We start from the raw sequence: 26,779 nt of genomic DNA, 5'->3' as shown, positions 1-26,779 counted from the left end.
TCAAACCGGGCCCTTTGTGCTGCCCTGCGACCCCATGGCGGTTGATTTGCACGCCAGAGCGCTTACTTTCGCGCCACCGCCTGTCACGGCTCCGGACCGCCCGGCCAAGCAGCAAACGAAGTGGAACTCCCCTTGAACACACCTGCGCCCCTCTCGGAAGAAACCGCCCGCCCGCTCGGGCCGCTGCCCGTCGGGCATCCGAGGGTCGAGGCGCGCAAGGTCGGCGTGCTGCTTGTCAATCTCGGCACGCCCGACGCCACCGATTTCAGATCCATGCGCCGCTATCTGCGCGAATTCCTCTCCGACCGGCGTGTCATCGAGACACCCAGGGCGATCTGGCTGCCGATCCTCTACGGCATCGTTCTCAACACCCGCCCGGGCCGTGTCGGCAAGGCCTATCAGACGATCTGGAACAAGGATCTCGACGAGAGCTACCTGCGCACCTACACCCGCAACCAGTCGGACCGGCTGGCCGAAGCGCTCGGCGACCACCCGACCGTCAAGGTCGACTGGGCCATGCGCTACGGCCAACCCTCGATCGCCGACAAGCTCGAGGCGCTCAAGGCCGCCGGCTGCGACCGCATCGTGCTGTTTCCGCTCTACCCCCAATACGCCGCCGCCACCACGGCCACGGTCAACGACAAGGCGTTCCAGGCGCTGATGAAGATGCGCTGGCAGCCGGCGCTGCGCACGGTTCCGCCCTATCATGACGATCCCGCCTATATCGAGGCCATCGCTGCCTCGATCGAAGCCCATCTGGCGACCCTCGACTGGGAGCCCGAGATCGTGCTGTCCTCCTTCCACGGCATCCCGCAATCCTACTTCGACAAGGGCGACCCCTATCATTGCCATTGCATGAAGACGGCGCGCCTGGTGCGCGAGCGGCTGGGCTGGTCGAAGGAGCGCTTCATGCCCACCTTCCAGTCCCGCTTCGGTCCCGAGGAATGGCTGCAGCCCTACACCGACAAGACGGTGGAGAAGCTTGCCAAAGAGGGGGTGAAGCGCATCGCCGTGATCAATCCGGGATTCGTCTCCGACTGCCTGGAAACGCTTGAGGAAATCGCCGGCGAAGCCGCGGAGATCTTTCACCACAATGGGGGCGAGCACTTCACCCACATACCGTGCCTGAACGATTCCACGGGCGGCATGGACGTCATCGAGGCGGTCGTCCGGCGCGAGCTGCAGGGCTGGGTCTGACATGCCGGGGGGCGTCCGGAGGCGCCCCGGCATTGCAAGTCCGGTCCGAAAGATCTAACTCACATTCGTGGCGCGAATTGCCGGCCACGCGCCAGGGGAGTGCCCGCCATGACCGGTCTCGACATCACAGTCATTGCATTCGTAGTCATCGTCATCCTGATCCTGTTCGCGGGCATCAAGACCATTCCGCAGGGCTATGCCTACACGGTGGAACGCTTCGGCCGCTACACCCGGACGCTGACGCCCGGCCTCAACATCATTGTTCCCTTCATCGACCGCATCGGCGCCCGGATGAACATCATGGAACAGGTGCTCGACGTCCCCACCCAGGAAGTCATCACCCGTGACAATGCCAGCGTGTCGGCCGACGCCGTGGCCTTCTACCAGGTGCTCAACGCGGCCGAGGCCGCGTACCAGGTGTCCAACCTTCAGCAGGCGCTGCTCAATCTGACCATGACCAACATCCGCTCGGTGATGGGCTCGATGGATCTCGACGAACTGCTCTCGAACCGCGATTCGATCAACGACCGGCTGCTGCGCGTCGTCGACCAGGCGGTCACCCCCTGGGGGATCAAGATCACCCGCATCGAGATCAAGGACATTGCCCCTCCCCGCGACCTCGTCGAATCGATGGGCCGGCAGATGAAGGCCGAACGCGAGAAGCGGGCCGAGGTGCTGGAGGCGGAGGGGTCCCGCAATGCGCAGATCCTGCGCGCCGAAGGCGCCAAGCAGTCCGCCATCCTGCAGGCCGAAGGGCGCCGCGAGGCCGCCTTCCGGGACGCCGAGGCGCGCGAGCGGCTTGCTGAGGCCGAGGCCAAGGCGACACAGCTGGTGTCGATCGCCATCGCCGAGGGCGACGTGCACGCGCTCAACTACTTCATCGCCCAGAAATACACCGAGGCTCTCGGATCCATCGCCTCGGCCAACAACCAGAAGGTCATCCTGATGCCGCTCGAATCCTCGGCGCTGATCGGGTCGCTGGGTGGAATCGGCGCCATCGCCCGTGAAGTCTTCGGCGGCCCCGACACCCCGTTGCCCACGCGACCGAGCTCCGTGCCTTCGCAGCCGGGCCGGCGCAACCGCCCCGCCGACACGCCTGAAGGCCAGGGCCAGTGATCCGCGCGCTCGTCATCGAACTCGGTCCCTGGAGCTGGTGGATCGGCGGCCTGGTGCTGCTGGCGGCCGAAATCGTTGTCCCGGGCATCTTCCTGCTCTGGATCGGCCTGGCGGCCATCGCCATCGGCGCGCTCTCGTTTCCCCTCTGGGACACGGCGGTCTGGAGCTGGCAGCTGCAGTTCGTGCTGTTTGCAGTGCTGTCGGTCGCATCTGCCCTTGTCGGCCGCAGGGTGATGGCCGGTCGCGGCAGCCAGTCCGACCAGCCGATGCTCAACCGGCGGATGGAAGGCCTCGTCGGCCGCACCGCCACGCTGGAGGAGCCGATCCTCGAAGGCCGCGGCCGCATCCGTCTCGACGACACGTTCTGGGTGGTCCAGGGACCGGACCTGCCGTCCGGGGCCAGGGTGCGCGTCGTGGCGCACGACGCCCGCAACCTGACGGTCACGCAGGCCTGAACGGGTCCGGGCGGGCCTGCGCCGTCAGGCCACGCCGATGCGAAGCAGATCGTGGAAGTGCACGATTCCCACCGGCACCCGCTCGGCATTGGTGACCACCAGCGCGCCGATATTGTGCTTGTTGAGAATGCCCATCGCCGTGCTGGCGAGCGCTGTCGGCGCGATCGTCTTGGGATTGGCGGTCATGATGGCATCGATCGGCAGCTCGACCAGATTGCGGCCGAGATTGCGCGCCACGTCGCCATCGGTGACGATGCCGATCAGAACGCCCGCATGATCGAGCACGCCGACACAGCCGAACTTCTTCTCCGACAGCGTCATGATCGCCCGCTGCGCGCTGGTTCCGCTCGGCACCAGCGGCATGGCCTCGCCGACATGCATGATCTCGCTGACATGGGCGAGATTGGCGCCCAGCTGGCCGCCGGGATGGAAAGTGTGGAAGTCGCCCGCCGTGAACCCCTTTGCCTCCAGCAGCGCCACGGCCAGCGCATCGCCTAGCGCCAGCTGCATCAGCGTCGAGGTGGTCGGCGCCAGTCCGTGCGGACAGGCCTCCTGCTCGCGCGGCAGCAGCAGCACGATGTCGGCCTCCCGCGCCAGGGTGGAGTCAGCGCCTGAGGTGAAGGCCAGCAGCGGGATCTGGAAGCGCCTGGAATAGGCGACGATGCCCTTGAGTTCGGCGGTCTCGCCCGACCAGGACAGCACCAGGATGGCATCATCGCGGGCGATCATGCCCAGATCGCCGTGATTTGCCTCGGCGGGATGGACGAAATAGGCGGGCGTGCCCGTCGAGGCGAGAGTGGCCGCGATCTTCGCCCCGATATGGCCGCTCTTGCCCACGCCGGTGATGATCACCCGGCCGGTGATCCCGCTCATCGCCTCGACCGCGCGCACGAACGCGTCGGAGAGACCGTTTGCGACGGCATTTGCCAGCGCATCCAGGCCGTTGCGCTCGATGGTGAGGGTGCGGGCGGCCGACTGCATGATGTCGGCGGCAACAAGTCCGGGGCGTATGGTTTTCATGCTGTCCGCATATCGCCTTCGCCGGACGCTGTCCATCATTTGCCGTTCCCGCAGCCATCGCCGGAATGGAAACCAAGCGTTAACCACAAGTGTTTACGGTTTGCAAAGAATTCAGGGATTCCGAGCCAGGCATGTTGTTTCCGGACCGCCGACACAGTTCACGACTCCGCAGCGGCCGAGGCCGCCTGCTGATGCTTGGCGTCGCGATGGCCGCCTTGACGGTCCAGACAGGGCAGGCTTCGGCCCAGTCCGCTTCTGGGGCTCTTGATTCCGACACCCCCCTGCGCAGCACCCTGGTGGAGCCGGCGAACGGCACCCCAATCGGGGCGGCCGCAGGCAGCCCGGCGCAGCGCCGCGACCCGACCGGCAATGATGAAGCTGCGGACACCGCCGATCCCGACGAACCTGCCACAGGCACTGTTCCCGCGACGCGGATCGAGCCGTTGAATGCCCGCGCCGCATCGGTGGACACGCTCGATGCGACCGAGGACAAGGCAGCCGACACCGAGGCCGGTTTCGGCCGCCAGAACGACCGCGCCGCGCCCGTCGACGATCTCAAGCCCGGTCCTGCCGCCGATCCGGACGCGGTTCCCGGATTTGCGATCGGGACATTGGTGCTAAGGCCCACGGTTTCGGAGAAGATCGTCCACGAGACCAGGCGCGACGGGTCGGGCACGACCGGCCGGACCTTCAGCGAGACCACCCTGACCGGCACTCTCGAATCCGACTGGTCACGCCACAGACTGACGGTGGACGGCGTCGCGACCCTGCAGAAGAACCTGTCGGGGACCGGGTCGGAGCAGCCAAGGGCGACTCTCGACGCCGTTCTCCTGCTCGATCTCTCCCGCGACCTCCAGGCGACGCTGAAGGCGGGGTATGACTTCAGCCGGGAAGACCGCACCGATCCCAACGCGGTCAGCGGTGCCGTGACCCAGGCGACGGTGGAGGTGTTCAGCGCCGGGGCGGCGGTGGAAAAAAGCATCGGCAACCTGCGCGGCACGGTAGCCACGGAAGTCACCCGCTCGGTCTATGGCGACGTGGTGCTGGCCGATTCCTCGGTCCTTTCCGGCGCCGACCGCGACACGCTCGCCGGCACGGTGAGCGGCCGCATCGGCTACGTGCTGTCGCCGGCGCTGATCCCCTTCCTGCAGGCCTCGGTGCAGCGCACCCGCTACGACCAGACGCTGGATGACAACGGCTTTGCCCGTTCCTCGACGGCCTATGCGGCGAAGATCGGCGCGGAAATCGATCTGGGCGAAAAGCTCAACGGCGAACTGGCCGCGGGCTATGTGCTGCGCGACATCGACGACGCCACCCTCACCGACATCGGCGCCGTCACCGTCGACGGCACGCTCAACTGGTCGCCGATGCGCGGCACCATGCTCACGGCAGGGCTTGCCACCAGCGTGGAGGCCGCGACCGCCGCAGGCGAGAGCGGATCGGTGGTCTACGCGCTGACCACAGGCCTCACCCGCGAACTGCGGCGGTCCGTGGTCGCCCGGTTGGGCTCGAGCATCACCTACCGCGACTACGCCTCAGACAGCCTGAGCCCCGACCAGGTGCTGTTCGGCGCCACGATGGGATTGAGCTGGTCGCTCAACAGATATCTCAGCCTGGATGCCGATGTCGGCTTCGAGCGCACCACCCAGCCGGGCAGTCCCGATTCGGACACCGCGCGCGTGGGACTCGGGCTGAAGCTCAAACGCTGAGACACACAGGGCGGCAGGTGGCAGGTGGCGGCTCCCGCCTCAGCCCAGCATCGCACGGATGCGGTCGGCCACCAGCGGCCTGATGTCGTCACGCTCCAGCGCAAAAGCCATGTTGGCGAGAATGAAGCCATCCTTGGAACCGCAGTCGAAGGTCTCGCCACCGAAGACATAGGCGGAGAACTCCTGCGACCTGGCCAGCGTGAGCATGGCGTCGGTCACCTGGATCTCGTTGCCGGCGCCCCGCTCCTGATGCGCCAGGATGTCGAAGATCTCCGGCTGCAGGATGTAGCGGCCATTGATGAAATAGTTCGACGGCGCCGTGCCCCTGGCCGGCTTTTCCACCATCTCGGTGATCCGGAAGCCGCCCGACAGGTCCTCGCCGCGCCCGACGATGCCGTATTTGTGCGCCATGTCCGGATCGCATTCCCCGACGGCGACGATGTTGCCGCCGACCCGGTTGTAGAGCTCGACCATGCCCGACATGCAGCCGATCGTGTCACGCATGATCATGTCCGGCAGCAGCAGCGCGAACGGTTCGTCGCCGATGATGTCGCGCGCGCACCAGACGGCGTGGCCGAGGCCCAGCGGAGCCTGCTGGCGGGTGAAGCTGGTCTGTCCGGCCTTGGGCAGCATGTCGTCGAGCGCCTTGAGCTCCGCCGTCTTGCCGCGTTCGCGCAGCGTCGCGTCAAGTTCCACCTGAATGTCGAAATGGTCCTCGATGACGCCCTTGTTGCGGCCGGTGACGAAGACGAAATGCTCGATTCCCGCGGCCATGGCTTCCTCGACCACATATTGCACCACCGGCTTGTCGACGATGGTCAGCATTTCCTTGGGCACTGCCTTGGTGGCGGGAAGGAAGCGCGTGCCGAGACCGGCAACGGGAAGGATGGCTTTTCTGATCTTGCGGCGGGTGGTCATCTTTGGGTCCAATTCCTCATGAAACATGCAACGGGCAACATATCAGCTTCGGCGGCAATTTCCTGCCGACTGTGTCTTAACACTCGGCAAAGGCTGCAAACTGACGTCCAATATGGTAAACGATTTGTTGACTCCTGTGTGCCATGATCACCGCTTCTCGCCCATTGATCACCTACGCAAACAAAGGATGGCTGTATTATGTTCCGCGCACCCCGGAAAATTCTCGGCGCCTCGACCATTGGCCTTGCCGTAGCCCTCAGCATGTTTTCGACCGCGGCGTATGCCGATGCCGGCTTCCAGGGATGGATCGCCAGCTTCTATGCCACCGCCGCCAAGAGCGGCATCAGCAAGAGCACCTATCAGCGGGCTTTTTCCGGCGTCCGCACGCCAGACGCATCGGTCCTGGAGAAGGCTCGCTATCAGCCGGAATTCACCACCGAGGTCTGGGACTATCTCGATTCGCGGGTCAACCCCTACACCGTGGCCAAGGGCCGCGAGCTGGCCAAGCGCCATGCCTCGACCCTGTCGGCCATCGAGCGTCATTTCGGCGTCGACAGGTCGGTGCTGCTTGCCATCTGGTCGATGGAATCCAACTACGGCGACATTCTCGAGAAGACTGATCGTCTGCACTACGTGCCGCAGGCGCTCGCAACCCTTGCCTATGGCGACAAGCGCCGTGCGAAATTCGCACGAACGCAGCTGGTTGCGGCACTCAAGATCCTGCAGGCCGGCGACATCGAGCCAAGCAGCATGACCGGCTCCTGGGCCGGCGCCATGGGCCACACCCAGTTCATCCCCACCAGTTACCTGGCCTTCGCGGTCGATGCCGACGGCAACGGACATCGCGATATCTGGAACTCGATTCCGGACGCCCTGGCGACCGCTGCCAATCTCCTGCACAAGAACGGCTGGCAGACCGGCAAGACCTGGGGATATGAGGCTGTGGCCCCGTCCGGAGGCAGCAAATATGCCGGCGCCACGAAGACGCTCAACCAGTGGGCTTCGCTCGGCTTCACCCGCCCGGGCGGCAAGAGCTTTCCACGCGGCTCCGAGCGGGCGGAACTGAAGATGCCGGCGGGCGGAAATGGACCGGCATTCCTGATGACGCGCAACTTCTTCATGATCAAGCGCTACAACAATTCCGACCTCTATGCCCTGTCGGTCGGCGTGCTTGCCGACCAGATCGCCGGCTATGGCGGTATCGACCAGCGCTGGCCGCGCCCGGCCGGCACGCTCGACATCACCGAGAAGTTCGAGTTGCAGACCCGGCTCAAGCAGTTGGGATATTATGACGGCGAGATCGACGGCAACTTCGGCTCGGGATCCAAGGCCGCCATTGCCGCATTCCAGTCGCGCGCCGGCTTGACCCAGGACGGCAATCCGTCGCAAAAGGTGCTCGAGAAGATCCGGGACCGCTGAGCATCGCGACGCGGCTCGGCCTTGCCGCAGGCAGGCTTGGTCCAGCGCACTGGAAGGCCTGTCCTTCGGGTCCGCAATCTGCAGCGTCCATCGGCGGCGGCCGTCCGGCGCCGCGTCACGGCAGGAGCCAAGCGATGCCATTGCCCCATCAGCCAAGACGTCCGGCATTCTTCGCCGCGCTTGCGATGGTTCTGGCATTGGCGCTCGTGGCCACCATGGCCGGCACCGCCTCCGCCCAGCAGCGCACGGAGCGCAAGTCGATCCTGCAGCTGCTGTTCGGCGGCGGCGGCGGCAATGCCAGCACGCCGGAGCCCGAGCCGACCAGGCCGGCGCGCACCAGCCGTCCGAAGACCGTGACGCGCAGCGCCGTGCAGGCGGCCGCGCCGGCGCCGGAAGTCACCAAGCTGGAGAACGCCCGTAAGATCCTGGTCATGGGGGATTTCCTGGCCAACGGCGTCGCCGAGGGACTGACGACCGGCTTCGCCGAGTCGCCAGGCGTGGTGGTGATCGATCGCAGCAACGGATCGTCCGGCCTGGTCCGGGACGACTACTACGACTGGCCGGCCGAGGCGGCAGGCATCATCAGCGACGTCGCGCCTGCGGTCATTGTCATGCAGCTCGGGTCCAACGACAGGCAGCAGATGCTCGTCAATGGAACGCGGGAAGCGGTCCGGTCCGCCAACTGGCTGGCTGAGTACCAGCGGCGTCTTGACGGACTGCTCGCGACGCTCGCCGCACCGAAGATCCCGGTGCTCTGGGTCGGGCTGCCGGCCTTCAAGTCTTCGTCCATGACCGCCGACATGGTGGCCCTGAATGCGATCTATCGCAGCCGCGTCGAACGCGTGGGCGGCGAGTTCATCGACATATGGGACGGATTCGTCGACGAGGATGGCAAGTTCGTCTTCACCGGCTCCGACATCAACGGCCAGCAGGTGCGGCTGCGCGGCTCGGATGGCATCAACCTGACCAAGGCCGGAAGGCGCAAGGTCGCCTTCTACGTGGAGAAATCCGTCCGGCGACTGCTCGGCGATGCCGCCGACGCCGACATCGCCACGCTGGGCGAGGACAACCTGCCCGAACTCAATTTTCCCTCTGCGCCCGCCGAGTCGGTCAACATCCTGCGCACCGTTCCCGTCAGCATGACCGACCCGGACCTCGATGGCGGCGGCGAACTGCTTGGCGGATCGACGACGCAGGCGGCCTTCATCCCGTCGCCGCGCGACCTGTTGGTGGAAAAGGGCGAGATCGCGCCGGCCCCGGAGGGCCGCGCCGATGATTTCAGCTGGCCGCGCAAGCCGGCCACCGCGGTGAAATAGCCCGCCGGCAGCGCTGGTCGAGCAGACGAGCCCGCATGGTGGATGAAGCCGATTGCCGAGGGCGCCTCGGCCCATGCAGCCCGCAGTAGCGGTGACGGGCTTCAAATTTGAAAGACTTGAAAGAGGATCGGATGGTGGGCGTAACAGGGATTGAACCTGTGACCCCTACAATGTCAATGTAGTGCTCTCCCGCTGAGCTATACGCCCATCCGATTGGGCGCATACACCACACATTGGCCCGCCCCGTCAACAGAAAATCGGAGCTATTTCGCTGCTCCGGTCGCCAGGCGCTCCGTCCTCAGGCCGCGTTGAGCAGCTTGTTGACCTCATCGACCAGATCGCGCAGGTGAAACGGCTTCGAAAGCACCTTGGCGTTGCGCGGTGCCTTCGAATCGGGATTGAGCGCCACCGCCGCAAAACCGGTGATGAACATGACTTTCAGGTCCGGATCGAGTTCCGTGGCGCGGCGCGCCAGTTCGATGCCGTCCATCTCCGGCATGACGATGTCGGTCAGCAGCAGTGTGAACGGTTCTTCGCGCAGCCGGTCATAGGCACTGGCGCCGTTGTCGAACGAACGAACCTCGTAGCCGGCCTTCTCGAGAGCCTTGACCAGGAACCGGCGCATGTCGTTGTCATCTTCTGCAAGGAGAATTTTCGGCATCATTCGAGTATCCAGACCTGTCATGGCGGTTGTGGCTTCTTGATGCCACCACAAATGCCTCACTCCAGTAAACATCCAGTGAATGCGGAGCGACGAAATCACTGCCCAGCCGCCATACTGGACAGGTTTGCAGGCAACTGGCAACATGGATTTGACAACGCAGCGACAGGGCGGAAGACAGGACATGCAGGAACACGACGCCGAGCCGCTTTTCCCGACGTCGTCCCCCCTGTTCGAAGTCCGGCAGCCGCGCCGGCAGACCGAGCCGTTCGTCTTCAACTCGCCCCATTCCGGCCGCGTCTATTCCGAATCATTCATGGAATCGTCGCGGCTCGACCGCGACGCCATCCGCCGTTCGGAAGACCTCTTTGTCGATGAGCTGTTCTCCGTCGCGCCGGTGCTCGGAGCGCCGTTGCTGCAGGCGAACTTTCCGCGCGCCTGGCTCGACGTCAACCGCGAGCCCTATGAACTCGACCCGCGGATGTTCGATGGTCCGTTGCCGCCGTTTGCCAATATCGGCTCGCTGCGGGTTGCAGGCGGACTGGGGACGATTCCGCGCCTTGTGGCCGAGAACATGGATATCTATCGCGCTAGGCTGCCCGTCGCCGAGGCGCTTTCCCGCATCGATACGGCCTATCTGCCGTATCACGCCTGCCTGCGGAAGCTTCTGGCGCAGACCCATGTCCAGTTCGGACGCGCGGTTCTGGTCGATTGCCATTCCATGCCGGCAAGCGTCCGCTCGTCGAGCAACGGCCCCAAGCCGGACTTCATCGTCGGTGACCGCTACGGCTCAAGCGCCGCCCACGACATCTCCCACGCCGCCGTCTGCATCCTTGCCGAACTGGGCTATCAGGTGGCGCGCAACAAGCCCTATGCCGGCGGCTTCATCACCGAGCATTATGGCCGTCCCGCGCGCGGCTTCCATGCCCTGCAGATCGAGATCAACCGAGGCCTCTACATCGACGAGAGCAGCCTTGTGAAGAACTCCGGCTTCACCGCTCTCCGCATCAATCTGGCTGAATTCTGCGATCGCCTGATGGCCTATGTGCGCGACGATCTCGCCGGCAGGCGCCTGGCAGCCGAATAGCGGACGGAATCGAAGCCCCCAAGCCGGCAGCCTGATCGGTGCCGCCGTTCGCCGCAGCGCCGTCCATCACAACCCAAAAAAAACCGCGCCATTGAGCGCGGTTAAAGTCTAGGGAGGAAACGCCCAAGGAGGGCATTCGCAGTCATAGACTGCACGATCAAATTAATGTTGCGTTGCAACATTGTCAACCCTCCCTGCTTAAATTTATTGCAGATATTTCAATTGCCCGTGAAAGGGCGGAAAGGCGTTTCTGTGGATAACCTAGGCAGAAAGCCGCCGACGATGCGTCTTTGGCGACTCCGGCGGGTGGTCTAGAGATTCTGTTAATCGCGCTATGCGACCTTGCAGGGACCATAGCCACAAGGTGCTTCAATCATTCATGCCTGAGTTCAGACGCACATCTCCGCTGACGGTGACCGGCAGCCGCATGGTCGAGAGACTGCTGTCGCTGGCTGTGAAGATGATGCAGGTCCGGACACCGCGGCAGATCGCACGGCTGCAGGCGGATCTGCTGGCCCAGGCCGCCGTGATCGCGTCCCAGGCCGCATCGCTGGAACAGAGCCGGAAGATCTTCGACCGTGCGTCGGCGGCCGCGAAAATCGGGGTCTGGCAGTGCCGGCTTCCCTGCGAGACGCTGGAATGGACCGACATGGTCTATGACATTTTCGACCTCCCCCGCGGCACTTCGCTGGACCGAACCCGGACGCTTGGCTGTTACACCCCGGAATCGGCCGAGCAACTGCGACGCCTTCGCGACCGCGCGATCCAGGATTGCGGCGGCTTCAGCATGGACGCCGAGATCACGACTGCGTTGGGCAACCGGCGGTGGATCCGGATCACCGCGACCGTCGAATGCGAAGACGGCGTCCCGGTCCGCATCTTCGGCATGAAGCAGGACATCACCGAGGAAAAGATCCTGGCCGACCGGACCCGCTATCTGGCGGAGTTCGACGTCATGACCGGACTTGCCAACCGCAGCCAGTTCCAATCAAGGCTCGATCAGCTCGATGAGGCAGCGACCGGGGACAACAGGATCGCCGCCCTGATGCTGGTCGATCTGGACGGCTTCAAATCAGTCAACGATACCTTCGGCCACGCGGTGGGCGATGCCTGCCTGATCCGCTCCGCCGAACGGCTGAGAATCGCCTGCAGCAAGGCGGAACTGGTCGCGCGGATCGGCGGCGACGAATTTGCCGTTCTCATCGGCGCGGGCCACGATCGCGCGGACGTGGCTGGCGTCGCCCGCGAGATCGTCGAGGCGCTGGGACGTCCCATAGAGCAGAAGGGCCATAGTCTGGGGCTCGGGGCGTCCGTCGGCGTGGCGTTCACGGCGGATTGCGCCAGCAGCGATCTCTTCACCATGGCCGACATCGCCCTCTATGCCGCCAAGGCCGCCGGCAAGAGCACATTCCGCGTCTACAAGCCGGGGCAGGATGCCGTCTCGCGCGAACTCACTCCCATGGCGCAGAGCATTCTCCAGGCGTTCCGCTGAGCGGCGGGCGACCCGGACCAAGGCTTCGGTCTGCCGCCGTCGGACGCAATGCGGTTGACGCGGTGCGCTATTGACGGCAAACCCACGGGCTCTGGCCCCTGGAGAACGATGATGCTGCCCGACCTGGCGTTTTTCGATGAGATTGCCGATGCCGCCGCGCGCGAAACCCTGCCGCGCTTCCGGGCGGCGGGTTCCGTCGACAACAAGTGGAGCACCGGCTTTGATCCGGTCACCGAAGCCGATCGCGAAGCCGAGCGCGCCATCCGCGCGCTGATCACCGATCGCTTTCCGGACCACGGCATCCTCGGCGAGGAATATGGCGATGTCGGCCTAGACCGCGACTATGTCTGGGTCATCGACCCGATCGACGGCACGCGCGCCTTCATCTCCGGCCTGCCTGTCTGGGGCACCTTGGTCGGTCTCTATCATCATGGCCGGGCGATCATGAGCATGATGGACCAGCCGTTCACCGGCGAACGCTTCGTGGCGGGACCGGAGGGGGCTTTCCTGGCGCATCGCGGGCAGCGACGCCCGATCCGCACCCGGACCGGCCGCACGCTGGCCGAGGCCACGCTGATGACCACCTCGCCGTTTCTGTATGCCGGCGCCACCCAGGCGCCCTACCAGGCGCTGGAAGGCGCGGTGCAGCTCACCCGCTACGGCTGCGACTGCTACGCCTTTGCCATGGTGGCGGCCGGACACATCGATCTGTGCGTCGATTCCGGCCTCAAGCCCTACGATGTCGGTGGACTGATCGCGCTGGTCGAACAGGCGGGCGGGGTCTTCACCGACTGGCAGGGCGGCAGGGCGGAATTCGGCGGCAATGTGGTTGCCGCCGCCACCGGCGAGCTGCACGCGGCGGCGCTGGAAATCCTCAACCGACCAGTCTGATCCATGTCGCCCGAACGTGTGCAGCGGCTTCGGGATCACGACGCATAACCCCAAAGAGCCAAAGCACATCGCGTGAATCCGAATTCCGCGAAGTGCTTTAGAGTTCTTGGCCTGTCTCATTGTCCCGGGACGAAGTGCGGCTCGCTTCGTCTGCGAACGCTCCAGCCGCGGCGGCATCGCGGGACTTGGCCGCGGGTTCGTCGGACTGGTCGACCGGAATGAAGGCATCGATCGCCGCCAGGGTTGGCAGCCGGTAGCGGTCGGCTTCCTGCAGCAGTTCGTGCCTGGCCCCATCGATGGTGATTGCGCTGCCCGCCCGGAAGCGATTGGCCAGCCCGGTGACGGCGCGCACATCGACGATGCTGTCGTTTCCTGCGGCGATCAGGAGCGTCGGCACCCTTATGCGGTCGAGGTGATCGAAGCGATTGACGCGGCGGATGGCGCGGCTCATTTCCAGCACCCATCTCACCGTCGCCGGGCCCTGCCGCAGCCCGGGATGCGTCAGAATGATTCCCTGATTGCGCTCGAACCGCTGCCGATCGCTGGTCAGCGCGTTGTCGGCGAATGGCCTGGGAAACCCGTCCCGGCTGAGCCTGAGCCAGCCAAGACCGATGCTGCTGAGCATGCGCGCCATCACTCCGAGCGTGCCGGCGCTGACCGGCAGCCCCGACATGGCGACGAATGGCGCCACCAGCGCCATCCGCTCGATCCGGTTGGCAAGCTTCGGCGCTGCTGACAGGGCGACGAGCGATCCCATCGAATGGGCCACCAGAAAGAACGGCAGCCGGGTCTCGGGAAGGACGATGGTTTCGAGAAAGACGGTCAGATCGCGTTCGAAATCGGCGAACCGGCGGACATGGCCGCGCAGCGGGTTCTTCAGCAGCCGCGGCGAGCCGCCCTGCCCGCGCCAGTCGAAGGTGGCAACCCAAAGGCCGCGGGCGGTGAAATGGCGGATGGTCTCGTAATATTTCTCGATGGTTTCGTTGCGGCCCTGCAGCAGCACGATCGTCCCGCGCGCCACGGTCTTCTCGGTCTTGAAGATCGCATAGCGCAAGCGCCGCCGGTCGAAGGTGGTGAAATAACCCGAAACATGATTCCCCGGCGTCGGATTGTCCGCCGTCGAGAACAGCACGCCTGGGTCTGATTGTTCCATGGCCATTCGATTAAAGCTTCGCCGGGGGCAGGTCAAAAGGAAAAGCGTGCCACCGCCTGTCGGACGGCCGTGCTCAAGGCAAAAAGGAGCCGGAGCCGCACAGGCGACTCCGGCTGTAAGCGACCGGAACTGAAGGGACGGGATGCTCCGGCCGATCAGGTGGATGAGCACCTGATGACCCGATCATGCCCGGCGGCGTCTGAACACAGTCCGAACTGTTCGTTCATCCGGCGTTCATGGACGCGGCAATGTTCGGACGCAGGCTCTTGAACCGCGGAAAAGCAGTTCCCACATTGGTCGTGCAGGCGCCATACCGGGCCTGCTGGTCCAGACCATCGCCCATTCGCGGGATGTTCGACGGACCACCAACGCACCCAATGTTGCTCTGAAGGAGGACACCATGCGTCACGTTGACTTTTCACCCCTCTACCGTTCGACGGTCGGCTTCGACCGCCTTGCCACCATGCTCGACAGCCTGGCCGCGCCCGAGCAGGCGCAGACCTACCCGCCCTACAACATCGAGCTGACCGGAGAAAACGCCTACCGCATCACCATGGCGGTGGCCGGTTTCGACGAATCGGAAATCTCGATCGAGGCGCGTGAACATGCGCTGACCGTCAAGGGCGAGAAGGCCGATGAGAAGGACGCCGACAAGACCGAGTATCTGTATCGCGGTATTGCCAAGCGCACCTTCGAACGCCGCTTCCAGCTGGCCGACCACGTGGAAGTGACCGGCGCCAGCCTGCGCAACGGGCTCCTGCATATCGACCTGGTGCGCGAGCTGCCCGAAGCGATGAAGCCGCGCCGGATCGAGATCCGCAAGGATGCCGGCGCCAAGCCGCAGCAGATCGAAGCCAAGACGGCCTGAGGCCCGAGAGGGTTATGAAGGGCGGCGTCCGGGCGACCGGGCGCCGTTCTGTCTTTGGAACCAGTCAGGCAGCGACGGGGCCGCCGCGGAGCGGCGCCAGCCGCGAGCGGGCGAGCAGATGATCCAGCGAGATCATCCCCGGGCCCTTGACCGCCACATAGACGAGCGGCACGGCCCACAACAATCGCTGGTCGGCCACCAGTCCGTCGGGGAAGCGGTCGAACAGCGCGCCCACCGTCTCGGGGCCCACCATGTGGACGGTGACGTCGACCAGCGTCTGCACCCCGATGAAGATGAGCATCCCCAGCGACGCGACCCGCGCGAAAAGGCCGGCGATGATCAGCACCGGCAGGATGAACTCGGCGTAGGTTCCGAGCGTGACGATCAGGCCCCAGGGCAGGAAGGCCACGGCTTCGACGTCTCCGCCGGCGGCCTCCACCGCCGGAAGCGCGATCTGGTAGTAGGCGCCGGGCGATATCTGGAAGAATCCCGACAACCCCTCGCCGACCTTGGTGCCGGCGGAGCTGAGGAAATAACCCCACAGTACCGCGGCGAAGACGAAACGCGAGAGCAGGCCCATGAACCAGCCCTCGAGCAGCCGTTCAAGCGTGGTGAAGAAGCGGTGGTGAAGGGCGACGATGAAGGTCGAGAGACGGGTCATGCCGAAAGGCTCCCTGCTGGCGCGCGGGCGGCGCATCTGATGAAAACTCCTGCCTCCAGCATCGCGGCGAGCGCGGCGGGGAGGTCGAACTGCGGATGGGCGGCAAGCGCGTCCCCGGCAGCCTCGCCGAGACGAACGCCGGCGATCAGCGCCTTGAACAGGGTGGAGGCGCCCGGCGGCAGGCCGCGGACCTCGACCCAGTCCCCGGGTCGCGTCACCAGCGCCGACTGGGCCTGGCGCGGCCTGATGCCGCTGATGTCCTGATCTTCGCGACTGGCCGAGAAAATCGATACGATGGCGAAATCGCTGTCGATGATCCGGGTTGCTGGATGGACCGTGAAGGTCAGCTCGGCCAGCGCTTCCGGCGCGACCCGGCCCAGCGCGCCCGGATCCAGCGGCTCGACATCGGCGGCATGGAAAGCATCGAGCCAGGCCCGTTCCAGCCGGGCGACGTCCGGCAGATAGAGCAGTTGAGACACCGGCTCGAAATCCTCCAGAAAGGCGGCGAAGCCCTGCCCGTATTCAAACATCAGAGGCGAGCCCGGCGGCTCCTGGGCGACATAGACCAGGGCCATGGCCCGGAAGAAGCCGTCGCCCACCAGTTTGCGCACAACAGGAAAGATGTCGCCGAGCGCGCCGGCGAGCCCGACGGCGACATTGTTGCGGTAGACTGCGAAGCGCTTCCCGGCCTTCTTTCCGCGCGGGCCCACGACACCGGCGGGAACGGGCAGATCCGGCGCCAGCAGCGACGCGGCGAAGCCGGCCTGCATTCCGCCGGCCGCGGCGGCCCGATCAGGCGCTGGCATGGCGCGACCCCAAGAGCGACGCGGGGCCGCGGGCAGCGAGGATGGCGTCGGCGGCTTGCGCCTCGCGCCGCAAAACCGGCCAGTCCGGCACGTCATTGTCCCATTCGATCAGCGTCGGCACAGGCCCGATCTGGCTGATGACCACATCGTAGAGGCTCCAGACATCGCTCGAGACCGGTCGGTCATGGGCGTCGATCAGCAGCCGGTCGCCCTCGTCGTCGACATCCTCCGAATGGCCGGCGAGGTGGATTTCTTCCACCAGTTCGAGCGGAAAGTCGCGCAGATAGTTCATCGGTTTCCAGCCGTGATTGGTGGCGGAAACATAGACATTGTTGATGTCGAGCAGCAGGCCGCACCCCGAGCGGCGGGCCACCTCGGCGATGAATTCGGTTTCGCCCATGGTCGAGCCCTCGAAGGCGACATAGGTGGAGGGATTTTCAAGCAGGATCCTGCGCTTCAGCCGGCCCTGCACCTCAGAGATGTGCGCGACCACCCGGTCGAGCGTCGACCGGTCATAGGGCACCGGCAGCAGGTCGTTGAGATATCCGGCATCATGGCTCGACCAGGCGAGATGTTCCGAGACCAGCGCCGGCTCGTAGCGTTCGACCACCCGCGCCAGGCGATCGAGATGAGCGGGATCGAGCCCTCGTTCCGAGCCGATCGACAGGCCGACGCCATGGACGGAGAGCGGAAACTCCCTCCGGATCGCCGAGAGCGCCCGGTGCGCCGGGCCGCCATCCCCCATGTAGTTTTCGGCATGGACCTCGAGAAAGCCGATGCGGTAATCGTCTGCGAGGATCTGGTCGACATGGTCGCCCTTCAGTCCCGCCCCCGCACGTGGCGGGAGCGGAGCCTCAGGGAAACGGGTGCCACCGACGGTCTGGATCCGGATGTCCTTGCGCGTCATGTCCGTACTCCCGTTTCGATTGCTTGCGTCAGGCCCCGACCTTGGGCTTACATGGCTTCCGTCGTGCCCATGTGGCCGTTGCCGAAGTCCATCTTGCCGCAGGTGCCTGCGTCGACATAGGACCAGGCATTGGCCTGATAGTCGACTTTCGAGGTGCCTGCGCATGTGGTGCCGGCGCCGGCGGCGCAATCGTTCTTGCCGGCGAGCGCCACACCGTAGCATTTTTCCTTGCCGTCGGCGGCAACGGCATGATCCGCCGAGTTGAAGAAGGTTGCGCCGGAAAGCGCCATGGCGACGGCGCCTGCGAGGGCGGATGCGCCGAGTGCTGTTTTGCTGGACATGCTGTTCTCCTGGATGATCTGTTGAAACTTTCGTGCCGCGACTTCCGTCTCCGGCAGTTGAAGCATCGCCAATTGCGCAATCAACTGGAAATCAAGCCGCCGTTATCCGGGGTCACTTGCACGTGAGGCCGGCGTGATGACGATGTGAGTCTTCGACGGCGCGTGTCCTGACAGCGCGAACAGCGAGGCGGCAGTCGGGACAGGTCAGCGCGGCGCAGGGCCGGCTCTCAGCCCAGGGCCTCGATGAAGCGGTCGACATCATCGGCGGTGGTGGCAAAGCTCGTCACCAGCCGGGCCAGCGTCTCATCCGGGGTGGTCAGTCCGCGATTGGAGCGCGGCAGGTTCCAGTCATAGAACATCGCTCCGAGCTCCCTCAGATGCGCGGCCTTGGCCTTGCCCATCACCGCGAAGGTCTCGTTGGCGGGACCTTCCCATCCGAGCCGTGCGCCGGACGAGGCCTTGATGCCGGCCTGCAGTCGCGCCGACATGGCATTGGCGTGACGGGCCAGGTCAAGCCAGAGATCGCCCTCGAAATAGGCCTCGAACTGCGCGGCGATGAACCGGCTCTTGGAGAAGAGCTGTGCGGCTCGCTTGCGGATGAAGGGCAGATCCCGCGCCATCGCCGGGTCCATGAACACCAGTGCCTCCGCACACCAGCAGCCGTTCTTGGTGCCGCCGAAGGAAACGATGTCGATGCCGAGGTCGGCGGTCATCTCGTCCGGCGACAGATCGAGCGCCACCAGGGCGTTGGCGAATCGGGCCCCATCCATGTGCAACGGCAACCCGTGCGCCTTCGCGATGGCCGAGATCGCCCGGATTTCATCGGCGCTGTAGACCGTGCCGATCTCCGTGGACTGGGTGATGGTGATGGCCATCGGCTGTCCGGCGTGGACGAAGCCCGGGGGGAAGCGTCCGATCTCCGATTCCAGCGTTTCCGGATCGATCTTGCCGTAGGCCCCATCCACCGGCACCAGACGGGCACCATGGGTGAAGTATTCCGGCGCGCCGCACTCGTCCTCGATCACATGCGCCTCCCGGTGGCAGAAGCTGACACCGCCGGGACGGTTGATGCTCGACAGGGCCAGCGAGTTGGCCGCCGTTCCGGTTCCGACGAAGAACACCGCCACCTCGCGCCCGAAAATGCGGTTGAACGTCGCTTCCACCTTGCGGTCCAGTTCGCTGGTTCCGTATGCGGCCGCGAAGCCGGATGCATTTGCCTCCAGACCGCGGGAAATGGCGGGATGCGCGCCGGCCCAGTTGTCGGATGTGAAGATCATGTCGGCCTCGTGCGTTGAGCGGAAACTGCCCTCCCGCCTATCGCAGATTCCGGCTTGAGCAAAGCTCGGAAATTCTGGCCCTCTCGCAGCCGGACCGAGACGGGCTGGCTCTCCGCGCATTCCGGGCGCGGGGAATAGTCGCTTTGGCTCGCAATAAATCCGAATAGTGCTTCGATACGCAATTATAATTCGCCTACACGCAATTTTGCGCCATATCCGGTCTTAAGACTGGTGAAAATTGCAGTCCCGCCCTTGCCTTGCGGTCGGCATTCTGTCATAGAGCATTGGAAATAGGACAGCCTTACTGTCCTATTTGCCTCCGGCGGCCACGGCAGCAACTGCCGCACCGGCGGAAGGAGGGAAATGGCCCAGGGTCCGCCCGGTCGTCCGTGACCGGCAGGCCCTGCCGTGATATGAATACGGCAGCGTCGACCGGGTGATAACCAGTCACCGGCGCAGCACGTGACCAGACGAAATGCCATCCGGATTGCCGCACCTCCGCCCTTGCGGGCTGCGGTGCGCCGGGATCGCCCAGCGGGCGTCCAGAGGGGGAATGAGGATGACTGACATGTCACCATCACAGAAGGCAGCCATCGACAGCCGCAGGGAGACCGCCGCGGTGCGTGTCACCGCTGGCGCCCACGGCCTGCCTCCCAAACAGGGCCTCTACGATCCGCGCAACGAGCATGACGCCTGCGGCGTCGGCTTCATTGCCCACATGAAGGGCGAAAAGTCGCACCAGATCGTGCGCGACGGGCTGTTCATGCTCGAAAACCTCACCCACCGCGGTGCGGTGGGCGCCGACCCGCTGATGGGCGACGGCGCCGGAATCACCGTGCAGATTCCCGACCGCTTCTTCCGCGAGGAACTGGCGGCTGACGGAATCGACCTGCCGGCGGTTGGCGACTATGCGGTCGGCTTTGTCTTCATGCCCCGTGACGAGGCGCTGTGCATCCACCTCAAGCAGCTTATCGCCGAGGTCATTGCCGACGAAGGCCAGGTCCTGCTCGGCTTCCGCGACGTGCCCGTCGACAATTCCTCGCTGTCCAAGGCGCCCGAAATCGCCGCCACCGAGCCGATCCATGTCCAGGTCTTCATCGGCCGCGGCGAAAGCACCGATCCGGACGTGTTCGAGCGGCGGCTTTTCGTGTTGCGGAAGGTGATCTCCGGCCGGGTCTACCGCGAGAACGACGGCAACGACCGCGGCTTCTACTTCGTCTCGCTGTCGACCCAGACGGTGGTCTACAAGGGCATGTTCCTGGCCTATCAAGTGGCTGCCTACTACAAGGACCTGCAGGACCCGCGATTCGAATCCGCCGTGGCGCTGGTTCACCAGCGGTTTTCCACCAACACCTTCCCCTCTTGGCGGCTCGCCCATCCTTACCGGATGGTCGCCCACAACGGCGAGATCAACACGCTGCGCGGCAACGTCAACTGGATGGCGGCGCGCCAGGCTTCGGTGACCTCGCCCCTGTTCGGCGACGACATCTCCAAGCTCTGGCCGATCTCCTACGAGGGTCAGTCGGACACCGCGTGCTTCGACAATGCGCTCGAGTTCCTGGTCCAGGGCGGGTACTCGCTGTCGCACGCCATGATGATGCTCATCCCGGAAGCCTGGGCCGGCAACCAGTCGATGGCCGCCGAGCGCAAGGCCTTCTACGAATACCACGCGGCCCTGATGGAGCCGTGGGACGGCCCGGCCGCCGTCGCCTTCACCGACGGTCGCCAGATCGGCGCGACGCTCGACCGCAACGGCCTGCGGCCTGCGCGCTACATCGTCACCAGTGACGACCGCGTCATCCTGGCCTCGGAATCCGGCGTGCTGCCTGTCGACGAATCCACCATCCTCACCAAGTGGCGGCTGCAACCCGGCAAGATGCTGCTGATCGACATGACCGAAGGCCGCATCATCTCGGACGAGGAGCTGAAGTCGGGGCTGGCCTCCAACCACCCCTACAAGGAGTGGCTGGAGCGCACGCAGCTCATCCTGGAGGACCTCAAGCCGGTCGAACCGCGCGCCTTGCGTCGCGACGTCTCGCTGCTCGACCGCCAGCAGGCCTTCGGCTACAGCCTCGAGGACACCCGCATCCTGATGGCGCCGATGGCCACCACCGGCCAGGAGGCGATCGGCTCCATGGGCACCGACACGCCGATTTCGGCGATGTCGTCGAAGTCCAAGCTGCTCTACACCTATTTCAAGCAGAACTTCGCCCAGGTCACCAATCCGCCCATCGACCCGATCCGCGAGGAACTGGTCATGAGCCTGGTCTCCTTCATCGGCCCGCGGCCCAACATTCTCGACCACAAGGGCGCCGCCAAGAAGAAGCGGCTCGAGGTCCGTCAGCCGATCCTGACCAATGGCGATCTCGAGAAGATCCGGTCCATCGGCCACACCGAGGACCGCTTCGACACCAAGACACTCGACTTCACCTATGCCTCGGAGAAGGGCGCGGAGGGCATGCAGCCCGCCCTTGAACGGCTGTGCGACCGCGCCGAGGAGGCCGTCACCGGCGGCTACAACATCATCATCCTGTCCGACCGCCAGGTCGGTCCGGACCGGATCGCCATTCCGGCGCTGCTCGCCACCGCCGCCGTGCATCATCACCTGATCCGCAAGGGCCTGCGCACCTCGGTCGGTCTGGTGGTGGAGACCGGCGAGCCGCGCGAGGTGCATCACTTCGCCTGCCTGGCAGGCTACGGCGCCGAAGCCATCAACCCCTATCTCGCCTTCGACACGCTGCTCGACATGCATCAGCGCGGCGAGTTCCCGCCGGAAGTCGATCGCTACGAGGTGGTGTCGCGCTACATCAAGGCCATCGGCAAGGGCATTCTCAAGGTGATGTCGAAGATGGGCATTTCCACCTACCAGTCCTATTGCGGCGCGCAGATCTTCGACGCCATCGGACTGGCGACCCCGTTCGTCGACGCCTACTTCACCGGCACGGCGACGACCATCGAGGGAGTCGACCTGGCCGAGGTCGCCCGCGAGACCGCCGAGCGGCATCGCTCCGCCTTCTCCAACGACCCCGTGCTTGCCTCCACGCTGGAGATCGGCGGCGAATATGCCTACCGCATGCGCGGCGAAGAGCATGTCTGGACCCCCGACGCGGTGGCCACGCTGCAGCACGCCGTGCGCGGCAATGCGCTTGATCGCTACCGCGAGTTCGCTTCCATCGTCAACAACGCGACGCAGCGCATGAACGCCATCCGCGGTCTGTTCGACATCCGTCTGGCTGCCGCCACCGGCCGGACGCCGGTGCCGCTCGGCGAGGTGGAGCCGGCCGTCGATATCGTCCGCCGCTTTTCCACCGGCGCCATGTCCTTCGGCTCGATCAGCCGCGAGGCGCATTCGACGCTCGCCGTCGCCATGAACCGCATCGGCGGCAAGTCCAACACCGGCGAAGGCGGCGAAGAGCCCGACCGCTACCTGCCGCTGTACGATGGCAGCGCCAATCCGGAGCGCTCGGCCATCAAGCAGGTGGCCTCGGGCCGCTTCGGCGTGACGGCGGAATATCTCGTCAACGCCGACATGATCCAGATCAAGGTGGCCCAGGGCGCCAAGCCCGGCGAAGGCGGCCAGCTGCCCGGCCACAAGGTCGACGCCACCATCGCCAAGACCCGGCACTCGACGCCCGGCGTCGGCCTGATCTCGCCGCCGCCGCACCATGACATCTATTCGATCGAGGATCTGGCGCAGCTCATCTACGACCTGAAGAACGTCAATCCGCAGGCAGACATCTCGGTCAAGCTCGTCTCCGAGGTCGGCGTCGGCACGGTTGCCGCCGGCGTCGCCAAGGCGCGCGCCGACCACATCACCATTTCCGGCTATGACGGCGGCACCGGCGCCTCGCCGCTGACCTCGCTCAAGCACGCAGGCAGCCCCTGGGAGATCGGCCTCGCCGAGACCCACCAGACACTGGTTCTCAACGGCTTGCGCTCCCGCGTCGCCCTGCAGGTCGACGGCGGTCTCAAGACCGGCCGCGACATCATTGTCGGCGCCCTTCTCGGCGCCGACGAATTCGGCTTCTCGACCGCGCCGCTGATCGCGGCGGGCTGCATCATGATGCGCAAGTGCCATCTCAACACCTGCCCGGTCGGCGTCGCCACGCAGGACCCGGTGCTGCGCAAGCGGTTCAAGGGAACACCCGAGCACGTGATCAACTATTTCTTCTTCGTCGCCGAGGAAGTGCGCGAAATGCTGGCGGCCATGGGGTACCGCAGGCTGGACGAAATCATCGGCCAGTCGGAGCTGCTGGCCAAGGACGGGATGATCGATCACTGGAAGGCCAAGGGCCTGGATTTCAGCCGCATCTTCCACAAGCCGGACGCCCCGAAGGCGGCCACCCACTGGACCGAGCGGCAGAACCACCCGATCGCCGACGTGCTCGACCGCAGGCTGATCGCCGACGCGATGCCGGCGCTGGAATCGCGCACCCCGACCGTGGTCGGATCGGACATCGGCAACGTCAACCGCTCGGTGGGCGCCATGCTCTCGGGCGAGGTCGCCAAGCGCTTCGGCCACAAGGGCCTTCCCGACGACACCATCACGGTGAAGCTGAAGGGCACTGCGGGACAGTCCTTCGGCGCCTTCCTTGCCCACGGCATCACCTTCGACCTCGCCGGTGACGCCAACGACTATGTCGGCAAGGGCCTTTCCGGCGGCCGCATCATCGTCCGTCCGCCCGCCAATTCGGTGGTCAAGGCCGAGCAGTCGATCATCGTCGGCAACACCGTGCTCTACGGCGCCATCGAGGGCGAATGCTATTTCCGCGGCGTCGCCGGCGAACGCTTCGCGGTGCGCAACTCCGGTGCCATTGCGGTCGTCGAAGGCGTCGGCGACCACGGCTGCGAGTACATGACCGGCGGCCTCGTCGTCGTCATCGGCGAGACGGGGCGCAATTTCGCCGCCGGCATGTCGGGGGGCGTCGCCTATGTGCTCGACGAAGCCGGCGATTTCGCCAGCCGCTGCAACATGGCCATGGTCGAACTCGAGCCGGTTCCCGAGGAAGACGACATCCTCGAAAAGCTGCATCATCACGGCGGCGACCTGCAGCACATGGGCCGCGTCGACGTGTCCGGCGACATGACCCGGCATGACGAGGAGCGGCTGTTCCAGCTGATCTCCAACCACATGCACTACACCGGCTCCGAGCGGGCCAAGGCCATTCTCGACAACTGGGCCGACTATCGTCCGAAATTCCGCAAGGTGATGCCGGTGGAATACCGCCGCGCGCTCGAGGATATGGAGCGCAATCGCATGGGCATGGCAGCGGAGTAAGATACGATCATGGGTAAAGTTACAGGTTTCATGGAGATCGACCGGCAGACGGCGAAGTATCAGCCGGCGTCCGACCGCATCCGCCATTTCCGCGAGTTCACCATCCGCATGACCGACCAGGAGGTCGTCAAGCAGGCGGCGCGCTGCATGGATTGCGGCATCCCCTACTGCCATGGCCCGACAGGCTGCCCGGTGCACAACCAGATCCCCGACTGGAACGACCTCGTCTACAACAACAAGTGGGAAGAGGCGATCCGCAACCTGCATTCGACCAACAACTTCCCCGAATTCACCGGGCGCATCTGCCCGGCGCCCTGCGAGGAGGCCTGCACCCTCAACCTCGAGGATGCGCCCGTCGCCATCAAGACGGTCGAGCAGGCGATTGCCGACAAGGCCTATGAAATGGGCTTCATCGTGCCGCAGCCGGTGCTGCGCAAGACCGGCAAGCAGGTGGCCATCATCGGTTCGGGACCCGCCGGGCTTGCCGCCGCCCAGCAGCTGGCCCGCGCCGGTCATGCGGTGCATGTCTACGAGCGTGAAAGCCGCCCCGGCGGTCTGCTGCGCTTCGGCATTCCCGATTTCAAGATGGAGAAGCACTTCATCGACCGCCGGGTCGAGCAGATGGAAGGCGAAGGCGTCACCTTCTTCTGCAACGTCAATGTCGGCGTCGACAAGACCGCCGAGGAGCTGCTGTCCAGTTACGATGCGGTGCTCTATTGCGGCGGCTCGGAGAAGCCGCGCGATGTCGGCATACCCGGCGTCGAACTGATCGGCGTCCATGACGCCATGCCCTATCTCGTCCAGCAGAACAAGCGGGTCGGCCGCGAGCGCGGCGACAGCGTGCTCTGGGCGTCCGAGCCGGTGATCGCCGGCGGCAAGCATGTGGTCGTCATCGGCGGCGGCGACACGGCGTCCGACTGCGTCGGCACCGCCTTCCGCCAGGGTGCCGTGCGCGTGTCGCAGCTCGACATCCGCCCGCAGCCTCCGGAAAAGGAGGACAAGCTCGCCGTCTGGCCCTATTGGGCCACCAAGATGCGGACCTCCTCCTCCCAGGCCGAAGGCGTGGTGCGGGAATTCCAGGTCGGTACCCTGGCGCTTGTCGGCGAGAACGGCATCCTCACCGGCGTCAAGTGCTGCCAGGTCGATGAACACCGCAAGCCGATCGCCGGATCCGAATTCATCATCAAGGCCGACCTGGTGTTCGTCGCCATCGGCTTCCGCGGTCCAGATGACAGCAGCGTCATCAAGGAACTCGACGGCAGGCTGACCATGAACACCGACCGCCGCGGCTCGGCCAACGTGGTTGCCAACGAACAGGACTACGAAACCTCGGTGCCGAAGCTGTGGGCGGCCGGCGACGTCCGCCGCGGCCAGTCGCTGGTGGTCTGGGCGATCCGCGAGGGTCGCCAGGCGGCCCGCGAAATCGATCTCAAGCTGATGGGCGCGACCGACCTGCCGCGTTGACGCCTGCCCCCTTCCCGCCGCGTGCCACGGCGCGCGGCGCGTGTCCGCACCGCACCGCTGGCGTCCCGGCCACCCGTGCACGGGAGCAAGCCTGGCGGCGCTATCCGTTCTGTCGGCCGGCGGGGATCGGCCGCACCCCCGATTCGGTGACGATCAGGCTCATGGCGATGTCGTGGGGCAGCGGGTGGATGGTGTCCATCCGCGCCAGATCGTAGCCGACACCGATGACGAGCGGACTGGCAGCCATCGCCGCGAGCGTGCGGTCGAAGAAGCCGCCGCCATAGCCCAGCCGGTAGCGGTCGGCGTCAAAGCCAACCACCGGCGACAGCACGATGTCGGGAATGACCGTGTCGCGGATTATCGGAATCGGGATGTTCCAGACGCCTGGGGCAAGCGCGTCGCCGGGCTGCCACGACCAGAACTCCAGCGGCTTGCCCTTCTCCACCACCACCGGCAGCGCGCATCGTCCGCCCCGCGCCAGCACGATTGCGGCCAGCGGCCGCAGATCCGGTTCGCCCCGGAACGGCCAGTAGAAACTGACCGTCCTGTCGGCAAGGTCGGCGCTGTCGGCGACAAGGGCCACCAGGCTTTTCGACCATTGCAGGCGCAGGTCGGCACCGACCGACATGCGCACGGCCAGCAGTCGCGCGCGTTCGAGCTTGCGCCACCGCATCACCTGCTGCCGGTGTTCGGCACTGCCATCATGCGCCGTGACTGGTTCCATCTGCCGTCTCCGCCATTCC

General features: G+C 65.4%; 22 protein-coding genes and 1 tRNA gene. 12 read left to right on the top strand and 11 right to left on the bottom strand.

All coding sequences use genetic code 11. The features are described 5' to 3' along the window. Positions 1–183 precede the first annotated feature (183 nt). From hemH to DFR52_RS22320, 3 genes are all read left to right on the top strand, one after another. Complete coding sequence (gene hemH, locus DFR52_RS22330) at positions 184–1,197, top strand: ferrochelatase (protein WP_110034341.1); 1,014 nt, start codon at positions 184–186, stop codon at positions 1,195–1,197. A 108-nt stretch (positions 1,198–1,305) separates the two neighbouring features. After that, complete coding sequence (locus tag DFR52_RS22325; protein ID WP_110034284.1) at positions 1,306–2,313, top strand: SPFH domain-containing protein; 1,008 nt, start codon at positions 1,306–1,308, stop codon at positions 2,311–2,313. Beyond that, complete coding sequence (locus tag DFR52_RS22320) at positions 2,310–2,768, top strand: NfeD family protein (protein ID WP_110034283.1); 459 nt, start codon at positions 2,310–2,312, stop codon at positions 2,766–2,768. The genes DFR52_RS22325 and DFR52_RS22320 overlap by 4 nt, the downstream gene beginning before the upstream one ends. Before the next feature lie 24 nt (positions 2,769–2,792). Here the strand turns inward: DFR52_RS22320 and DFR52_RS22315 are convergent, their stop codons facing one another. Then, a complete protein-coding gene (locus DFR52_RS22315; protein WP_110034340.1) occupies positions 2,793–3,788 on the bottom strand; it encodes a KpsF/GutQ family sugar-phosphate isomerase in 996 nt (331 codons plus the stop codon). A 215-nt stretch (positions 3,789–4,003) separates the two neighbouring features. Between DFR52_RS22315 and DFR52_RS22310 the strand changes: the two genes are divergently transcribed. Beyond that, the gene (locus DFR52_RS22310) at positions 4,004–5,497 is read left to right on the top strand and encodes an outer membrane beta-barrel protein (protein WP_158285023.1); all 1,494 of its coding nucleotides are present in this window, start codon (positions 4,004–4,006) and stop codon (positions 5,495–5,497) included. Between the two features lie 39 nt (positions 5,498–5,536). Here the strand turns inward: DFR52_RS22310 and DFR52_RS22305 are convergent, their stop codons facing one another. Beyond that, the gene (locus tag DFR52_RS22305; protein ID WP_110034339.1) at positions 5,537–6,415 is read right to left on the bottom strand and encodes a UTP--glucose-1-phosphate uridylyltransferase; all 879 of its coding nucleotides are present in this window, start codon (positions 6,413–6,415) and stop codon (positions 5,537–5,539) included. Between the two features lie 261 nt (positions 6,416–6,676). Between DFR52_RS22305 and DFR52_RS22300 the strand changes: the two genes are divergently transcribed. Then, entirely contained in the window at positions 6,677–7,834 is a 1,158-nt protein-coding gene (locus DFR52_RS22300; RefSeq protein ID WP_425351246.1) for a lytic murein transglycosylase, read from the top strand. A 134-nt stretch (positions 7,835–7,968) separates the two neighbouring features. Next, positions 7,969–9,150: an SGNH/GDSL hydrolase family protein gene (locus DFR52_RS22295; RefSeq protein WP_110034280.1), complete on the top strand. Its 1,182-nt coding sequence runs from the start codon at positions 7,969–7,971 to the stop codon at positions 9,148–9,150. 132 nt (positions 9,151–9,282) lie between these two features. Here the strand turns inward: DFR52_RS22295 and DFR52_RS22290 are convergent. Then, positions 9,283–9,357, bottom strand: a tRNA-Val gene (locus tag DFR52_RS22290). A 91-nt stretch (positions 9,358–9,448) separates the two neighbouring features. Continuing rightward, the gene (cpdR, locus tag DFR52_RS22285) at positions 9,449–9,814 is read right to left on the bottom strand and encodes a cell cycle two-component system response regulator CpdR (RefSeq protein ID WP_110034279.1); all 366 of its coding nucleotides are present in this window, start codon (positions 9,812–9,814) and stop codon (positions 9,449–9,451) included. A 181-nt stretch (positions 9,815–9,995) separates the two neighbouring features. Between cpdR and DFR52_RS22280 the strand changes: the two genes are divergently transcribed. From DFR52_RS22280 to hisN, 3 genes are all read left to right on the top strand, one after another. Further along, on the top strand, positions 9,996–10,898 hold the full coding sequence (locus tag DFR52_RS22280) for an N-formylglutamate amidohydrolase (RefSeq protein ID WP_110034278.1): 903 nt from the start codon (positions 9,996–9,998) through the stop codon (positions 10,896–10,898). Positions 10,899–11,277: 379 nt separating this feature from the next. Beyond that, positions 11,278–12,390, top strand: coding sequence for a diguanylate cyclase domain-containing protein (locus tag DFR52_RS22275; protein ID WP_110034277.1), 1,113 nt, complete (start codon positions 11,278–11,280; stop codon positions 12,388–12,390). A 111-nt stretch (positions 12,391–12,501) separates the two neighbouring features. After that, entirely contained in the window at positions 12,502–13,281 is a 780-nt protein-coding gene (gene hisN / locus DFR52_RS22270) for a histidinol-phosphatase (RefSeq protein ID WP_110034338.1), read from the top strand. Positions 13,282–13,378: 97 nt separating this feature from the next. On the opposite strand, the gene DFR52_RS22265 is transcribed toward hisN, so the two are convergent. Continuing rightward, positions 13,379–14,434, bottom strand: coding sequence for an alpha/beta fold hydrolase (locus tag DFR52_RS22265; protein ID WP_110034276.1), 1,056 nt, complete (start codon positions 14,432–14,434; stop codon positions 13,379–13,381). A 400-nt stretch (positions 14,435–14,834) separates the two neighbouring features. Here DFR52_RS22265 and DFR52_RS22260 point away from each other — a divergent pair, with 400 nt between their 5' ends. Next, positions 14,835–15,302 (top strand): Hsp20 family protein, encoded by a 468-nt coding sequence (locus tag DFR52_RS22260; RefSeq protein ID WP_110034275.1) that lies wholly within the window; start codon positions 14,835–14,837, stop codon positions 15,300–15,302. Positions 15,303–15,366: 64 nt separating this feature from the next. Here DFR52_RS22260 and DFR52_RS22255 read toward each other — a convergent pair whose 3' ends face one another. From DFR52_RS22255 to DFR52_RS22235, 5 genes are all read right to left on the bottom strand, one after another. Beyond that, the gene (locus tag DFR52_RS22255; RefSeq protein WP_110034337.1) at positions 15,367–15,963 is read right to left on the bottom strand and encodes a DoxX family protein; all 597 of its coding nucleotides are present in this window, start codon (positions 15,961–15,963) and stop codon (positions 15,367–15,369) included. Continuing rightward, positions 15,960–16,769 (bottom strand): HvfC/BufC N-terminal domain-containing protein, encoded by an 810-nt coding sequence (locus tag DFR52_RS22250; protein ID WP_110034274.1) that lies wholly within the window; start codon positions 16,767–16,769, stop codon positions 15,960–15,962. Before DFR52_RS22250 ends, DFR52_RS22255 begins: the two co-directional genes overlap by 4 nt. Next, positions 16,756–17,676 (bottom strand): MNIO family bufferin maturase, encoded by a 921-nt coding sequence (bufB, locus tag DFR52_RS22245; RefSeq protein ID WP_110034273.1) that lies wholly within the window; start codon positions 17,674–17,676, stop codon positions 16,756–16,758. Before bufB ends, DFR52_RS22250 begins: the two co-directional genes overlap by 14 nt. A gap of 47 nt (positions 17,677–17,723) precedes the next feature. Beyond that, entirely contained in the window at positions 17,724–18,017 is a 294-nt protein-coding gene (locus DFR52_RS22240; RefSeq protein WP_110034336.1) for a BufA1 family periplasmic bufferin-type metallophore, read from the bottom strand. A gap of 227 nt (positions 18,018–18,244) precedes the next feature. Further along, a complete protein-coding gene (locus tag DFR52_RS22235) occupies positions 18,245–19,294 on the bottom strand; it encodes a threonine aldolase family protein (RefSeq protein WP_110034272.1) in 1,050 nt (349 codons plus the stop codon). A gap of 559 nt (positions 19,295–19,853) precedes the next feature. Here DFR52_RS22235 and gltB point away from each other — a divergent pair. Both gltB and DFR52_RS22225 read left to right on the top strand, forming a co-directional pair. Beyond that, the gene (gene gltB / locus DFR52_RS22230) at positions 19,854–24,572 is read left to right on the top strand and encodes a glutamate synthase large subunit (protein WP_110034271.1); all 4,719 of its coding nucleotides are present in this window, start codon (positions 19,854–19,856) and stop codon (positions 24,570–24,572) included. 9 nt (positions 24,573–24,581) lie between these two features. Continuing rightward, entirely contained in the window at positions 24,582–26,036 is a 1,455-nt protein-coding gene (locus DFR52_RS22225; protein WP_110034270.1) for a glutamate synthase subunit beta, read from the top strand. 100 nt (positions 26,037–26,136) lie between these two features. Here DFR52_RS22225 and DFR52_RS22220 read toward each other — a convergent pair whose 3' ends face one another. Further along, positions 26,137–26,760, bottom strand: coding sequence for a 5-formyltetrahydrofolate cyclo-ligase (locus tag DFR52_RS22220; RefSeq protein ID WP_110034269.1), 624 nt, complete (start codon positions 26,758–26,760; stop codon positions 26,137–26,139). Between the last annotated feature and the right edge of the window lie 19 nt (positions 26,761–26,779).

It is taken from the genome of Hoeflea marina, from assembly GCF_003182275.1.
Lineage (GTDB): Bacteria > Pseudomonadota > Alphaproteobacteria > Rhizobiales > Rhizobiaceae > Hoeflea > Hoeflea marina.
Note: the sequence above shows the minus strand (reverse complement) of the source record. Positions and strands in the feature narration are given on the sequence as shown.